The sequence below is a fragment of the Salinarchaeum sp. IM2453 genome (genome assembly GCF_019693215.1).
Classification (GTDB): Archaea; Halobacteriota; Halobacteria; order Halobacteriales; family Salinarchaeaceae; genus IM2453.
Genome location: NZ_CP081183.1, coordinates 2,599,743 through 2,614,337, shown reverse-complemented (window position 1 = coordinate 2,614,337; position 14,595 = coordinate 2,599,743). Strand labels below are relative to the sequence as shown.

General features: G+C 44.5%; 16 protein-coding genes. 8 read left to right on the top strand and 8 right to left on the bottom strand.

All coding sequences use genetic code 11. The features are described from left to right. Positions 1–41 precede the first annotated feature (41 nt). Both K0C01_RS12430 and nth read right to left on the bottom strand, forming a co-directional pair. Positions 42–392 carry an Hsp20/alpha crystallin family protein gene (locus K0C01_RS12430; protein ID WP_221170011.1) on the bottom strand — a complete coding sequence of 117 codons (351 nt, stop codon included), beginning with the start codon at positions 390–392 and terminating at the stop codon, positions 42–44. Between the two features lie 64 nt (positions 393–456). Next, positions 457–1,164, bottom strand: coding sequence for an endonuclease III domain-containing protein (nth, locus tag K0C01_RS12425; RefSeq protein ID WP_221170010.1), 708 nt, complete (start codon positions 1,162–1,164; stop codon positions 457–459). Between the two features lie 134 nt (positions 1,165–1,298). On the opposite strand from nth, the gene K0C01_RS12420 reads away from it, so the two are divergent. Then, complete coding sequence (locus K0C01_RS12420; RefSeq protein WP_221170009.1) at positions 1,299–2,102, top strand: N-acyl homoserine lactonase family protein; 804 nt, start codon at positions 1,299–1,301, stop codon at positions 2,100–2,102. Between the two features lie 91 nt (positions 2,103–2,193). On the opposite strand, the gene K0C01_RS12415 is transcribed toward K0C01_RS12420, so the two are convergent. After that, positions 2,194–2,388, bottom strand: coding sequence for a hypothetical protein (locus K0C01_RS12415; RefSeq protein WP_221170008.1), 195 nt, complete (start codon positions 2,386–2,388; stop codon positions 2,194–2,196). A gap of 114 nt (positions 2,389–2,502) precedes the next feature. On the opposite strand from K0C01_RS12415, the gene K0C01_RS12410 reads away from it, so the two are divergent. From K0C01_RS12410 to K0C01_RS12400, 3 genes are all read left to right on the top strand, one after another. Then, positions 2,503–3,075, top strand: coding sequence for a hypothetical protein (locus K0C01_RS12410; RefSeq protein ID WP_221170007.1), 573 nt, complete (start codon positions 2,503–2,505; stop codon positions 3,073–3,075). 129 nt (positions 3,076–3,204) lie between these two features. Beyond that, on the top strand, positions 3,205–3,663 hold the full coding sequence (cdd, locus tag K0C01_RS12405) for a cytidine deaminase (RefSeq protein ID WP_221170006.1): 459 nt from the start codon (positions 3,205–3,207) through the stop codon (positions 3,661–3,663). Positions 3,664–3,767: 104 nt separating this feature from the next. After that, on the top strand, positions 3,768–4,361 hold the full coding sequence (locus K0C01_RS12400) for a hypothetical protein (protein WP_221170005.1): 594 nt from the start codon (positions 3,768–3,770) through the stop codon (positions 4,359–4,361). Between the two features lie 94 nt (positions 4,362–4,455). Here the strand turns inward: K0C01_RS12400 and K0C01_RS12395 are convergent, their stop codons facing one another. Beyond that, positions 4,456–4,881 (bottom strand): B-box zinc finger protein, encoded by a 426-nt coding sequence (locus K0C01_RS12395; RefSeq protein WP_221170004.1) that lies wholly within the window; start codon positions 4,879–4,881, stop codon positions 4,456–4,458. Then, positions 4,882–6,330: a hypothetical protein gene (locus K0C01_RS12390; RefSeq protein ID WP_221170003.1), complete on the bottom strand. Its 1,449-nt coding sequence runs from the start codon at positions 6,328–6,330 to the stop codon at positions 4,882–4,884. A 373-nt stretch (positions 6,331–6,703) separates the two neighbouring features. Here K0C01_RS12390 and K0C01_RS12385 point away from each other — a divergent pair, with 373 nt between their 5' ends. Together K0C01_RS12385 and K0C01_RS12380 are read left to right on the top strand one after the other, a co-directional pair. Beyond that, on the top strand, positions 6,704–7,654 hold the full coding sequence (locus K0C01_RS12385; RefSeq protein ID WP_221170002.1) for a PfkB family carbohydrate kinase: 951 nt from the start codon (positions 6,704–6,706) through the stop codon (positions 7,652–7,654). Positions 7,655–8,566: 912 nt separating this feature from the next. After that, positions 8,567–8,797, top strand: a complete 231-nt coding sequence (locus tag K0C01_RS12380) for a hypothetical protein (protein ID WP_221170001.1) — start codon at positions 8,567–8,569, stop codon at positions 8,795–8,797. A gap of 949 nt (positions 8,798–9,746) precedes the next feature. Here the strand turns inward: K0C01_RS12380 and K0C01_RS12375 are convergent. Continuing rightward, on the bottom strand, positions 9,747–10,514 hold the full coding sequence (locus K0C01_RS12375; protein WP_221170000.1) for an IclR family transcriptional regulator: 768 nt from the start codon (positions 10,512–10,514) through the stop codon (positions 9,747–9,749). A 118-nt stretch (positions 10,515–10,632) separates the two neighbouring features. After that, positions 10,633–11,040 (bottom strand): cupin domain-containing protein, encoded by a 408-nt coding sequence (locus K0C01_RS12370; RefSeq protein WP_221169999.1) that lies wholly within the window; start codon positions 11,038–11,040, stop codon positions 10,633–10,635. Between the two features lie 99 nt (positions 11,041–11,139). Here K0C01_RS12370 and K0C01_RS12365 point away from each other — a divergent pair, with 99 nt between their 5' ends. Next, positions 11,140–12,360: an MFS transporter gene (locus tag K0C01_RS12365; protein ID WP_221169998.1), complete on the top strand. Its 1,221-nt coding sequence runs from the start codon at positions 11,140–11,142 to the stop codon at positions 12,358–12,360. On the opposite strand, the gene K0C01_RS12360 is transcribed toward K0C01_RS12365, so the two are convergent. Further along, positions 12,361–13,338 (bottom strand): NADPH:quinone reductase, encoded by a 978-nt coding sequence (locus K0C01_RS12360; RefSeq protein ID WP_221169997.1) that lies wholly within the window; start codon positions 13,336–13,338, stop codon positions 12,361–12,363. 124 nt (positions 13,339–13,462) lie between these two features. Here K0C01_RS12360 and K0C01_RS12355 point away from each other — a divergent pair, with 124 nt between their 5' ends. Then, a complete protein-coding gene (locus K0C01_RS12355) occupies positions 13,463–14,578 on the top strand; it encodes a TAXI family TRAP transporter solute-binding subunit (RefSeq protein ID WP_221169996.1) in 1,116 nt (371 codons plus the stop codon). Positions 14,579–14,595 lie beyond the last annotated feature (17 nt).

Sequence of the window (14,595 nt, the reverse complement as noted above, 5' to 3'; positions counted from 1 at the left end):
GTGTACTGCAGATACAGCCATTAACATGGCGGATGTATGAATTAGTAAAACCCGATGTTAGCCGGATCGTTATCTCGATCAAGCGTAACTTCAAGAATTCCATTATTGAAGCTCATATCGGCTGACTGAGCATCCACATAGTCTGGGAGGTCAATCTGCTTGACCTGTGGAACTGGATCCTGTGCGATTTGAATGGTGAGTGTTCGGCCATCGCATTGAAGAGCGATATCGTTCTGGTCAGCGTCAGGGAGATCGGCAACGACGCGAATCTCTTCATCATACTCGTGAACATCGACAGGATCAGAATCAGACGTGTCTCCAAGCATGTTATTGAGTTGATTGAAGATATTGGTAAAGTTATTCTCGTCGTCGTCGTTAGGATTCCGCCTCACTGGTATATGTAGGGGTCTCGCATGGATAAGCGTTTGGCAACGGTAGCTAAGCCACAAAATGGTATCATGAACAACCAGGACAGCTACAGTATTTTTCACAGACCGGGTTGTCGCAGTCTGGTGATCGTGCTGAACAATACGTTCGTCCGTGTCGAATTAACAGCACATGTAAGGGGTAAATAAGTTCGTCAGGAACGAGTTCATCAAGAACTTCGTGTGCGCGTCCATTTGACGCTGATTCGGGTACCAACCCAAACCGTTTGCTTACTCGTTCGACATGTGTGTCGACTGCCATTGTTGGTTTTCCAAAGTGGAAATTCAACACGACACTTGACGTTTTGGGGCCGATTCCTTTGATATCTGTCAGCCAGGCCTTTGCTTCATCTGTCGGCATCGCATCAAGGAATGCAAGTGAATAAGCACCACCTGTTTCTTCTCGAATTGCAGTTAGCGCGCGCTGGATGCGAGCAGACTTCTGATTTGCAAGCCCGGCGACACGAATTGTTTCAGCGAGCTCATCCTGATCTGCAGCTTCGATTGCTGCGAAGTCCTCGTATTCCTCAAATAGTGCTTGTGCTGCTCGCTTTGTGTTTTGATCTGCAACGTTCTGTGAAAGGATCGTCGTAAGGAGTTGCTCAACCCCCTCGCCAGGGTTGGCATTCGGATTTGCCCCGTGTTCTGACGTATGCTCGACCGGCTCATACAACTCGACAAGGTCATCGTGTAATTCTCTAATCCGAGCTTCCGTCCACGAAGAATCGACTGTACTCATACACATCTTTTCGTTTTCATTGGACTTTACCCCGACGAAACACGGACAATAGCACCGACAGCGGCAGATATACGATAGTGCCTGTTCCAGGGTTCGAATATATCCTTATCAGGATCGACGAGAGATACTGTCCTATGGTTAATGCAACGATCCACGTTCTCGATCGAGGTGGATTGTACTGTGATATGAACTATATGATGGAAGGGAACACGCTTGCGACATATGATGAGCAAAATCCAGACGTTGAATATGATGAAATCCCTGTCTGGAACCTCGTGGTTGAACATCCTGAGGGGACAATCCTCTGGGATACTGGTTCGCACCATGAAGCAATGGATGGACACTGGCCAGAAGCGGTAACTCAAGCATTTCGCCCTCATGATGCAGCCGAACACCGACTAGATGATGACTTGGCATCTATCGGGTACTCCATTGATGATATTGACGCTGTCTTCCAGAGTCATCTCCATATCGATCATGCTGGTGGATTGGAGTTCTTTGATGGAACTGATACCCCAGTGTTTGTTCATGAAAAAGAGTTGAAGCATGCCTATTACAGTAATGAGACTGGGAGTGGAAGTGATTCCTACCTGCTGCAGGACTTTGACCATGATCTTAACTGGCAGGTACTCCATCGTGACAGAGAAGAGCACTTCACTGATTTGGAATTTATTCGATTTCCCGGCCACACTCCGGGCATGACGGGGTCAATGATTCATCTTGAACATAAAACAATTATCTTTACTGGCGATCAACTTTACATGGCTGAAAATTATGAGGACAAAATTCCGTTAGGTGGTCCGCTAACGTGGGGGAAAACAGAGTGGCGTGAAAGCCTCCGTCGAATCCAATCGCTTGAACGACGTCATGACGCTGAGGTCATCTTTGGACACGATCCAGCGCAAGTTGAAGCGATTAAGCCAGGTTGGAATGTCTGATCAGCCGTTATCGGACAACTACTAACAAACAAGTAATCCAATCAGAGAAAAATGAAACGTAGAGATGCTGCTTCTACTCCTGGAATACTAATTAGTTGTCTCTGAGTTCACTGAGTTTTTCAGCTCCAAAGAATGATCCTGCACCGATAATAACTGCAGTCATCAGGACAATCATATTAATTTCAAGTCCAGCCGTAACAGAGAGCAAATCTTCAATCACGGCCCAAAGTATCAATACAACTAGGAATGCCAATACACCAACGAAGGGCGAGCCAATGTGACGCATTGTTTGAACCCCACTCTGACAGAGGAGGGATAAGCACTTATTCCCCGGACGAAAATCGGTTATCGGAGAACGACAAACCAGGTTTGTAGAACTACAAATATCTATTATCAATCTATGAAATCGCATGACAGCGAACTCCCCGACTGGATCGAGTCACGGATCGAAGATTTTGACAACTCAAAGGATTTGAACCAGTACCATGTCGCAGCTGAGTTCGTTCGTGGTGATCGCCCATACTATAACAAGAAGAAGATGAGTGCCGCTGTGGGAAATAATGTAAGCAGAGAAACAGTTAAACATCGACTTGATGAATTATACGAGCTTGATGTGCTAAACCGGGAGGAGATCAATAACGGTCATATTTACTGGCTCAATCGCGAGGGATCATACTGGCCAATCCCCCAGAATGTTGATCCAGCCCCCGCCAGTGGCAAGACAGTTGACGAGTGGAAAAAAGAACCGTACGTCCAACTTGGGGCGATTGCACTGTTGGTATTGCTGATTGGAACAGGCACGGTCCTTGTCGGGACATTCGAGCTCGCCGAAACATATACCCTACCAGTCGGTGGGGCCCGCCTTGTCACGATTGGGCTGGCACTGGGACTAACAAGCTACATTCTGCTCGTTGCGGCCGGCGTTTCGTGGGCATTTAGCGAAACCATCTCAAGATACTTCGGATATAATTGAGGTGTGTTATTGTGACAACCCGGAACTACAGTCCTGTTAGTACAGAATTCGTGGATTCTTCGTTTCGCTATACTGAGTGTGTTGTCAGCCTTGGAGACTTATATCAAAAGGAACAGTACTTATTATCATATGGACTCAGACCCACAGCTCACGGCAACACAGGAAGCCCTTCTTGAGGAGGCACATACTGCTGCGACCAATGCCTACACGCCATATTCAGCATATCAGGTTGGTGCAGCTGTGCACACAACCACAGGCGATGTGTTTCCTGGAACTGCAGTAGAGAATGCCTCATATGGAATGACCGTTTGTGCGGAGGTATCTGCAATAACAGCTGCTGTATCGGCTGGTCATCGTGATATCTCCACAATTGCAATCGTCGGAGGATTCCCCGACTCAACAGAAAACACCTATCCCACACCATGCGGTCGTTGCCGACAGGTTATTCAGGAGATGGACACGATTAGTGATGCTGAGATTACGGTTATTTGCTCAAACTTATCCATGAATGATATTGCTCTGTTCTCTATTGATGAGTTGCTTCCTCACTCGTTTGGGCCCTCTGACCTCGATAGTGATGACGCATAAGGGACTAAGCGCGATTTACTTATCTCGATTTTACAAATTCAGTATTTGGTTCAATACAAAAATATATGTGTATTATGTAAATATAGTGAGTATACCGTCGACGTATGCCGCACCGATCAGGGATAATCCATGGAGTTTTTGCATTTTTCTCTACTCTATTTGCTATCAAAATCGTGGTAAAGAAGGGACTGTTTTTATTGGATGAAATTGCTCGGCATCAATTCGTTCACTTGCCACTTGAGATACTTCTTGTGGAAGTTCCAATCTCGGTATTCGGTGGTGTAGGCGACATCGTGACTGATTTTATTAGCACAGAACTGCCTGCTGAAGCAATTGGACTGGTTATTGCATATCCGTTATTTGTCGCACTGGTTGTCGGTGTTACTCACACTGCCAGTCTTCGGACAATTGGAAACTATTGGCTCGGCTCAACTGTGATTACTGGACTTGTAGTAGCAATGAGCATTGGGATGATCTCTGATCCAGGTGATGTTGGATCTGGGATTACGTATCATCTTCAGAATCACACTATCGCGCTTGTAGTACAGGATATCGTACTCAGTGTTGGATACTGGATTTCTGATACTGTTGAACCGCTGATTGGCAGACCAATCGATGAGACAACTGGTCTCCTGGTTTCTGGTGTTGTGTTTGCGATTTTCTATGGAATTCTCTGGGAGTTGATTATTGGTCATTAATAAATCTCCAGACAACGCGAGCAAATGTCCAGATTAACCAAGATAGCACTAAGCATCTAATGTTGTCTGAAAACTACTTACAGTGGCTTGGAATTTAGGACATCTCTTTCATATCAACCTTGCTTTTGAGCTCGTATTCTTTGTACAGCAGAAATCCGCCTCCTAAGAGAATTGGCGCTCCAAGTATTAGCGTGATCAAATTAAAGCCAATAATCCAGAAGAAAAGCAGGCCAACAAAGACACCGCCAGCTCCAGCCGCTATTTTCTGTTGATCATATTCATGTGCCTCTGCACATGAGGGACAATGCATTTGAACCCGCTCATCTTGAGCTTCTCCAAACTGCTCGTATTTGGCTATTTGTGGCTGATGTCGGACTCCGACTGCACACTCCTCGCATAATTTCCGACCGCACTCGTGACAAAGATATGTCACTGGCTTAAATTCACAGTCACGCTGATTTACTTCGCACTCCGGTTCTGGTGGATACTCCCCGTCTAGTTGATCTGTGTCAATGTGCATTTACATCGCCTCCGAAATCGATTCAAGAGTTACTCGAAGTTCATCTCGTAGGTCTGTGATATACTCGTCAACTACCCTCTGACTGGTACCCCGACCGCGAACGGTGACACTTGTTTGTCCGTACTCCGTTGTAACGCTCCGTCGTTCCGCTGGGAGATTCTCATCAGCTTCCCTGATCGCTTCGCGGTCCGAGCTCCTAACCTGCCCTTTAATATCAATGTCGACGCGGATACGCGTACCGTCTACCAAAATATGGCCTTTCTCAAAGCCTCCGTTATACACTTCAAATTCCTGCCCCTCCCGCATATTTCGATTTTGTTCTACTTTTTCTGTATGGTAATCTTTGATTCCTCGTTCTGTGAGAATCTCTTCAACTTTTATGGCCGCATTAAATGGCACAACTCCCTCAACTTGGAAGCGTTTGCTAACCTTTGCTGTCGTTCCAACCGTAATATCTTGGGCTGGCGTTTCAAATGTTGCATTAATATGTCCCTTGGCAGTGATGTCTCCAACTTCACCATCTTGTTGTTGATCCTCTGCGTTAAATGACGCAATCCGATGTCCACCAGCATCAAACAATGCGACTGGTACGAGGTTTGAAAATGGTTGTCTCCGAGTGAACTTTGCTTCTCCAGATACCTCTCGAAGTGTTCGCTGAGCTTTGGCAGGGACGTGAAATCTAATCTCTCGAGATGCTCCCTCCTTATCTGTTGGTGACAGCGACGATACGCTGAAGACGTACTTTTCCTCTTCTGGATCGTATCTCTTACCCTCGACAGCACGCCTGCTACTCCACTCTCCCTCTCTATCTCCGGAATGACCAAGTTCTACTTCTCGACCGATCTCTGGCGGCATATTTACTTCGACAGTAATCATCTCGATTCCGACTGGCTCATTGTTTGCAAGCTCAATTGTGTAGTCGGCTCCTTCAACCGCTGGATTGGCCTTAGCTTGGATGTGCACGGGTACATTAAATGAGATATCAGCGTTGATCCCCTCTCGTTCAAGATATGACTGGACATCGTTTGCAATGTCATCATATGTTGTTTCATAATCCTCTTCGATACGTAGTTCCCGTTTAATTTCTTCGGGAGAGCTTGAACGAAGTTGTGATGGATCAAAAGACTGTTGTAGCTCAAATGCAGAACTAATTCCCACCGGTTCAGCACCCCTGAACAAGAGCTGTCCATACTCAAGCTCTACCCGATTTGTGTTGACCTTGTCTTCCGACCATTCTTCAAGAAATGCGTTGACTTTGTCGGTAACTGGAATCTCTTCTCCTCGATCAATCTTTTCAAGCAACTTTGATCGATTAACCTCAAAGTCAACAAGCATCCGCCCTTCAACTGCCCCTGCATCGGCATATGTTCCATCCCCACTTAGGTTAAAGTCGATGTCTATTGTTTCTTCTAACCGCACCTCAACAAGCTCATCGTGCCCTGTCATCATGTCCCTACTGACTGGTATTATCATACAATAACCCTATGCGAATAGCATAGTAAAAATTATGATTTAATATATTGGTTATGTGCAATTTTTAGAATTATTTATTCCTGAAATAATCGGAAATCTCCCACAAGCCCCGCTATATCCAGGATAAATATACTATTGAATGATCGCTAAGATATTGTATGATATATTAAACATCTTAGTAACTGCGATTGAGATCTCGGGAATATCCAAGCACTTGACGAATCCAAACGTTCGAATGAAACTATATTATCTCTAAGAATATGCTGATCAAATAATCGTATAATCTGTTTTACACTAGCTTTTCATATTTACAGGGACCTTTATTTCAGTACTTTTCGAAAGCTAACGCATGAGCTCAAATTCGCAATCGAATATTTTGGTTGCAGGCGATACAACAGCAGATTTCTATCCTGTAGAACCACCAGCAGTTTCAGAAGGTAGCTCACTTCGATGGTTCATGGGTGGAACTGGAGCCAATGTTGCCAGATCCTTGGCCATTTTTGGAAGACCACCGTACTTTGCCACTAAACTCAGCAACGATGTATTTGGTCAGGCAATACGGACTCATCTCACGCAACTTGATATCTCTCCTGGATTACTGACGACCTCAGAGAAAAACACGCCGTTTATCGCGTACACTCCAACTCAGGACCGACAGTGGGACGCTTGGATTGCCAACAGTTGCTTTGGATTTGCGTTACCAGACGACAGTAAGTCTGTCTTTGAGGATATCTCCATGCTTCATCTAAGCGGTACGTCAATGCATCCAGCCGTAAGCCAAGATGCTGTTCTGGAGGCAATTGATCGTGCAAAGAAACATGACGTTGCGATCTCCTTTGATCTCAATGGACGACCAAGCCAATGGCCTAATCCAGACGAATATGCACAACTGGTCGAAAATATTGCTGCAAACTGCTCGTTAATCTTCGCAAGCAACGACGATCTCGAATTAGCAGGATACGATCCGACGTACGATGGTCTTAAAGAATTAGTTTCCCCGGATGGAACGACGATGGTTTTCTGTACATTCAGCGAAGACGGATCAATTGCGGCCCAATTTGAGGATGGAGTACTCATCTCGAAACACAAACACGCTGGGTATGATGTTGAAGTCGCCGATCCTGCAGGTGCCGGAGATGCATTCGACGCTGCAATTCTGCGTGCATACGTTGATGGTGTACGTGATCTTGCCGACTTATCTCAGCTTGGGAACGCTGCAGGAGCTGCGGCTGTGACTTCTGTTGGCCCCTTCCGCCGTCCTGACCAGTCGACATTCGAGGAACATTATCATGACTCGTAGTGCTGACTAACAGTACTCACTCGGAATGGGTACACCCCGCTATGCAACATACATGTCTTGATTCTTGAGCTTATCTTGTCACAAACATTGTTAAAATAGATTCATTTGAAGAATTCCTACTTCATAATCGACTGATCGGAAGAGATCCATATGATATTATAATAAATTTATAAAAAATAAATTATATACTAGAAAATAATTCATAATAAAAATTGAATTAAACCATAAGATTACATTATTAGTAAAATAGACAAAAAATATAAAAATAAAATAAAATAGTACATATATACAAAAGAAATAAGATAATATATCTTAAAATAATAATGTTAAGATAAATTAAATACAAATAAAAATTATACTTAATGGGATAATTCATTATTTCAATATTAAGTGTTGTGCTACAGATTGTTTGCATCGATGTCTCAATCTCAACTCTATACTGAGAGCTCAGGTTCCAGGTTTAACTCTTACAGGCTAAGCCCTCGTCCTCAAGGGGAGACCGATGGGAGCGAATAGGGTAGGAATACAGCTGTGCGCTCTCTAATTTCCGAACGTTCAAATGACAACCACCCCACAAAATCAGTCGTAGTTGAGGAGAGATTACGCAAGAATACCGCTCACGCCCAGAATACGGCAACCCTTCATATACGGGGGTACAGAACAACTTCACCAGAACAACCAGGTGAAAGGAATGCTAGTCGAGGTGGCAACACTCATACTTCAGGTGGCTACAAATGTCTATCCACCGCATCAAACAAAGCGAAAGCGTGCTTGAATCACTCCAAAATCGAGGCTACGACGTTGGCCGGTTGAAATGGAAAGCCCCGCGAGAGTTCCGCAGCATCGTGTACAACCAGTCCGGTTTCGGCGTGGATGGAACGGGTCACGCAATCGTGAACTTCTCCAAAATCAGTGACTCACATCTCACATATCACCGCCCACTCCCGACTACGGCGAGATCACAAAGATAATACAAAAAAAAAAGAGACGACTGGCGATTGGTCCGTCAGCATTGTTGTCGAGTGTAACCCGGGATACCCAGACGAACTAGCCGTCGGAGATCTCGTTCCAGAAGATACAGTCAGGGTTGATTTCGGCATCACTAAGTTTATTCACGACTCAGATGGACGATCGTTTGCGTAATCCGACAAACAATGCGAGCGTGAGTATTGACCACCGATGCTGTAATCCCTCCCGAAGAGAGCACAGCTCGAATAACTAGAAGCCAAGCCAGATAACCCTTGCTTAGGCATATGAACGGTTACATAACCAGCGTGAGGAGTATCAAGAGAAACTTGCTCACGAATATACTACACGGTCCGACGCCGTGTTCCTCGAGGATTTGGACGTGAAAGCTACGAGACAGGTGATAGGAATGTTTAGACCATTGCAGCAATGTTGTGGCGGGAAACGATCAGGTCATTCAACCGTCGAGGAGAAAAATGGATGTCACGTTATTTAGGTGCTACTAGAAGGCACAACGAAACGCTATTTACAATGTGGGTGTGAGACGGATAAGTCGTTATGGGTACGTGAGCACTCGTTTCCGTCGTGTGGATTCGATGCTTATAGGGACTATAACGCTGCATTAGAAGTCATCCGCCTCGGACTGCAAGAACTTGGAATCAGACCTTCAACTGAAGATGTAGGTCAGGACATGGCCGAATCAACGCCTATGAAGACTGCGTTCCCTGTGGACATTGCGATTATGTCTGCAAATTGCGTCGCGGAACCAGGAAGTTTCTCCATCAAGGAACGAACGGCTATCGCAGCGAGTGAGAGACACGGGTAGTTCACCTACTTGTATAAACGGAATACCCCTATCTGTATTACTGTTCAATTCTTCCCAAACTGCGTGGAATCGATATCTAAACATATTTATATAGACTTTCTGCACTTCTGACATGAACGTGTTGCAGATGTATTATAGTCTATACCTGTTCATTGCTGTGTGCTCGTCCCAGTACAAATTTGCTTAGCAGGCAATGTACTTTCTACGTGCTATCTGTCAGCAGAAGTGATTGGTCGATTTGGTGTTTTTAACAACAGTACTTTTGTTAATACCCTTTGATTCGAATATATCGAATTCAGATCAGGGGGAGTGGCGAATATCTAACTCAATCTCATTGACTGCTGATAGAATAATCTCTGGGAGTTCTTCATTCAGGTATCTATTTTGCAACCGTGTAGCCGGTCCCGATACACTTAATGCTCCAATAACTACTTGATTGTCGTCTGTAACTGGCGCTCCAATAGCGTGGACCCCATTTGTTGTCTCCTGTCGGTTGACTGCGTATCCCTGATCTCGTATTTGCTCAAGTTCGTTAAATAGCTCCTTTTTTGAGGTAATGCTATTTTTTCCTCTCTTCGGAAGTCCATGTTTTTTGATTATTTTCTCAATCCGTGAATTAGGAAGTTGTGATAAGATAGCCTTTCCACCTGCACTCACATGAAGTAATCCCCGTCGACCCGCTTGAGCCCCCGTATGAACTGCGCTACTACCCACATCAGTATATAAATAGACCCGTTCCCCCTGTTCTTCGACAATAAATTGAGCGCGCTCCCCAGTCTCCTCAGCAATCTCTTCAACTTTCTTTTTATATGTATGAAAATGCTCATATTGACGCTGGGCGTGACCTCCAACCGTTAGAAACTGTAAGCCAATTTTATAATTTGTTCCATCTTTTACAACGTATCCGGACTTTTGAAGTGCAGCAAGATGCCGATGAACGGTACTTGATGCTAGTCCCATATATTCGGATAATTCATCCAGTGATCCGCCTTCGATGTCCATTAAGGCTTCTATGATCTCAATCGAACGTTCGGTTGTTTTAGCGGACGAAATGCTTTTTTTAGTCATAATTATAGATACGATTCCATCATTATAATTCTATATATTTGAATAGCTACCTTATTACTACATATATAGTTGCTCCAAATCAAGAGTCGATCGGTAATATTTGCCTCACACAGTTAGGTTATTCATTTGATTTTCCGAGTATTTCGGATTTCTTCGCTACTTTCTCAACGGGGTATCTCCCTTCTGGAGGCCATCCAATCGCAATTACTTTAGCAGGATCAGAAAATGGATTGTGAACTAAGTGTGTCCCTTTGGATCCTGTTTCGAACATAATCACATCATCTGTTGTTATAACTAACTGGTCATCTTCTACCTCAACCTGACACTTCCCTTCCACCACGTGGATTAATTCCTTCTGGTTTTCGTGGTAGTGATAGTGATTCTCAGAGAGTCGTTCGTCCGGATTCAGAATCGCAACGTTGAGATTAAACGCATCAATTTCGAGTATTGGGGATAGTTCCCATCGGCGGCCAGGTTTGCTGTTATTTGTCTGCTCATCTCTTAAGTTTATTCTTTTCCAACCCATAGCATCTTATCGAGTTTATACAATAAATAAAGTATCGACTGGTACATACCAACAATTACCAGCATACTTATCTGAATAAAAACAGATATATTGTACCAGATGAATGACAGTGATCGGCAGTTAGTGAAATTTACATCGCTATCACATGCCTTATTTCACGGCTACGAGTTATCTATCCCGCTTTTTATTGGGTTTTGGATAACTGAAATGAACACATCCGCAGCGATGCTTGGAACGATTGTTGCAATTGGATACGGATTGATCGGGTTAGGAGGACCCGTAATGGGAGTATTAGCTGACCACTATAATTCCAAACATCTTATCTTACTATCCGCAACTGGGATGGGAACCGGCTTTGCCTTACTCAGCACTGCACAGAACCTGTACATGCTAACCATTGCAATTGTCATCTGGGGAGTCTGTGCCAGTGTCTACCACCCTGCAGGATTATCGGTTATTAGCCGATCAGCAGAGAATAGAGGAATGGTATTCGCGTATCATGGGGCTGGAGGAAACATTGGAACTGCGGCCGGACCCATTTTGACTATTGTTATGCTGGTCTTTCTAGACTGGCAGACGGCTGCACTAATTTTATCAATTCCAGCATTTCTTACAACAGTTATTGGATTTCGCATGACCATTCATACCGGCAATATCTCTGAGACTTCACTTCGGTCTGAATTTCGAAATACCATCGGAACGGTTGTTACAATATTCAACGTTGTATTTATTCTTGCATTTCTGTCTGTGATCTTATATGGTATATACTATCGAGGCCTTCTCACGTTCCTACCAGAAGTCCTCTCTGACCTCGATACTGGTTTTACTCTGGGGGTTAGTGCTGGACAGGAAGTATTTGATACCGGCCAGCTAATGTACACTGTCTTGTTGACAGTGGGTATTTTTGGCCAATACGTAGGAGGAAGATTAACAAACCATGTGTCCAGTTCGCTTGCCTTTGCCGGAGCACTCGCAAGCTTAGGTTTCCTTGGATTTTTCTTTCCTGTAGCGTATCACTTTGGTGCAATTAGCATGCTGGTGGTTAGTCTGTTGATTGGCTTTGTCATGTACGGTACGGCCCCGATATATCAAGTTGTCATCGCAGATTATTCACCATCGGAGTCACACGGAATCTCGTATGGACTAACTTACTTAGCAATGTTTGGTGTAGGTGCTACTGGAGCGTCCTTGGCCGGTATTGTCCTGACTTATGCTAGTTATCATGTGCTGTTTCTTCTTCTGGGAACCCTTGTCTTTGCTGGCGTGGGTTCCATGTTACTGCTTAGATACAGTCACTCAGAAACAAACAAGCGTGAATAACTATATATTAATAACAACTTTCCCGATGTTGCTTGAATCCATAACTTTTTGATGAGCTTTTGAAATCTCAGCAAGCGAATAAGTCCGGTCAATTTTGACACTGAAGTCTCCTGTGGACAGTTTCTCAGCAACTTTAGAGAGGATTGATGCTTGATCATCTGCGGATGCCATTATTGACATGAAGCGAACGTTGGCATCTGTTTGCTTAGCCCGCATGCTAATAGCACCGTCGAATGAAATTGTGTCTTTCTCACCAATGACAACAATATTCCCATTTCGGCTAAGATTCTGTAGGTTAGCGTCAAGATGTATGTCAGCATGAGTATCAAGAATTACGTCTACATTTCGGGTATCTGTAACTTGGTTAAGTTCATCTGCGAGGTGTTCACTACGGTAATCTACAACTGCATCTGCTCCACAATCATAGACAAATTCAGATGGATCACCTTCCCGTGCTGTACCGACTACATATGCGCCAGCAGCGTCAGCAACTTGAACAGCAGCGTGTCCGACTCCTCCAGAGGCGCCATGAATCACAGCTATATCTCCGATTTGCAGATCGCCTCGATTAATAAGCGCACGCCAACTCGTCGCAAATGCCATCGCTGCAGCAGCTCCGGAATCAAATGTAATCTCCTCTGGTAGTATTGCTGCATGTTCTTGAGGGACCGCAACATATTCTGCATAGGATCCTTGGGAGAACAATCCTAATCCTGTTGCAAAAACTCGATCACCTGCTGAGAATCGATTAACATCATCGGCTGTCTCAGCTACAACACCGGCCAGGTCCGCTCCCGGTATGTGTGGGAGCCCAGCTGTGGGCTTTACATCACCCTCTCGTATATAGGTATCTATTGGGTTTACACTCGCTGCTTCAGTCTTAACCAGTATTTCCCCGCTCTCTATAGATGGCTTGTCGACATCCCGTACAGTAAGGACACTTTCGTCTCCGTACTCGTGATATTGAGCAGCACGCATGGTAGACAATACCTATCCTCTGTATAAATATCTCAGGGTACACCAACATCAGTTTCAAGTAAATCGATATTAGGTCAGTTAATGAAATAAATCATATACTTTGATAAAGTTTTATTATCCTCCAATGATGAAGACAGGGACAGACGGTAACATGACAGAATCTAACACTTCACAGTCAAACGATTCTTCAAGTCAGACGAGTCGCCGAGAATATATCCAAGGTGCTGCTGCAGCAGGGACTATAGGAATAACGGGGCTTGCTGGTTGCCTTGATGTATTACAGGTAGATAGCGAAGATGAATGGTCTCTTGGAACTTCTTCTGAAGGTTCTTCTTCTTTTCAGATTGGTTCGACGTGGACTGAATATATGGACAGCGAAGACTTACTAGACACAGAGATTGAACCAATCGTTACTGAAGGAACAGGAGCATCATACAGAAGACTTGATCAGGGTGAGTTTGAGATATCCGGAACAACAACACAATTATTGGAGGATTCGCCAGATGAAGGAGACTTTGAAGACGAACCTCTCGAAGATTTTGATTCGATTCGACAAGTACGCGGATACATGGCATTTTACAACTTTGGTGTATACAATGCTGAGGAAGTAAGTGGATGGGATGATCTTGAGGATCGACCAATTGCAATCTCTTCAGCTGGATCGGGAACGCGTTCACCGGTCGAATGGCTTGTTGATCAAGAGATTGGAATGGACAACATCGACAATCGATACATGGCCTTCGCTGATATCCCGGCAGCACTGAGAGATGGAACTGTCGATGCAGCTTTTACATGGACCGTGAATGAGGATGACCCGACAGGATGGCTACAAGAAATAGACGAAACCGTTGACTGGGAGCCACTCGAATTCTCAGATTCAACAATCCAGTCCCTTGATGAAGATTTGGCTTATTCAACATACCATGAACTAGATGAAGAAACAGTAGGAGAGTTTTCTGATAACTGGTCTGATCCGGTCGATTCGTTCACGCTGACATACCTGTATGTGGTGAAAGAAGACGCCGATCCAGATCTCGTGTATGACATCGCTGAGATGACTCATGAACACGGTGAGGACCTGCTTGACCAAAACGGTGCAATGGATTTCTTCCCAGATCCAGACATGTTTCTTGGAACTCTCCATCCAGACGTTCCATTCCACCAAGGAGCATACGAATACTACCAAAATGCCGGATTTTGGGATGATTATGACTTGACCCCTCCACCAGAGGAACAGTAATATTCTTATATCAATAG

What these genes read in the sequence shown, in the direction of transcription:
- K0C01_RS12375 (WP_221170000.1), bottom strand. Translation starts at nt 10,514, where the DNA reads ATGACTAAAAAAAGCATTTCGTCCGCTAAAACAACCGAACGTTCGATT.
- K0C01_RS12420 (WP_221170009.1), top strand. Translation starts at nt 1,299, where the DNA reads ATGGTTAATGCAACGATCCACGTTCTCGATCGAGGTGGATTGTACTGT.
- K0C01_RS12365 (WP_221169998.1), top strand. Translation starts at nt 11,140, where the DNA reads ATGAATGACAGTGATCGGCAGTTAGTGAAATTTACATCGCTATCACAT.
- K0C01_RS12370 (WP_221169999.1), bottom strand. Translation starts at nt 11,040, where the DNA reads ATGGGTTGGAAAAGAATAAACTTAAGAGATGAGCAGACAAATAACAGC.
- K0C01_RS12415 (WP_221170008.1), bottom strand. Translation starts at nt 2,388, where the DNA reads ATGCGTCACATTGGCTCGCCCTTCGTTGGTGTATTGGCATTCCTAGTT.
- nth (WP_221170010.1), bottom strand. Translation starts at nt 1,164, where the DNA reads ATGAGTACAGTCGATTCTTCGTGGACGGAAGCTCGGATTAGAGAATTA.
- K0C01_RS12395 (WP_221170004.1), bottom strand. Translation starts at nt 4,881, where the DNA reads ATGCACATTGACACAGATCAACTAGACGGGGAGTATCCACCAGAACCG.
- K0C01_RS12400 (WP_221170005.1), top strand. Translation starts at nt 3,768, where the DNA reads ATGCCGCACCGATCAGGGATAATCCATGGAGTTTTTGCATTTTTCTCT.
- K0C01_RS12390 (WP_221170003.1), bottom strand. Translation starts at nt 6,330, where the DNA reads ATGATGACAGGGCACGATGAGCTTGTTGAGGTGCGGTTAGAAGAAACA.
- K0C01_RS12410 (WP_221170007.1), top strand. Translation starts at nt 2,503, where the DNA reads ATGAAATCGCATGACAGCGAACTCCCCGACTGGATCGAGTCACGGATC.
- cdd (WP_221170006.1), top strand. Translation starts at nt 3,205, where the DNA reads ATGGACTCAGACCCACAGCTCACGGCAACACAGGAAGCCCTTCTTGAG.
- K0C01_RS12360 (WP_221169997.1), bottom strand. Translation starts at nt 13,338, where the DNA reads ATGCGTGCTGCTCAATATCACGAGTACGGAGACGAAAGTGTCCTTACT.
- K0C01_RS12355 (WP_221169996.1), top strand. Translation starts at nt 13,463, where the DNA reads ATGATGAAGACAGGGACAGACGGTAACATGACAGAATCTAACACTTCA.
- K0C01_RS12385 (WP_221170002.1), top strand. Translation starts at nt 6,704, where the DNA reads ATGAGCTCAAATTCGCAATCGAATATTTTGGTTGCAGGCGATACAACA.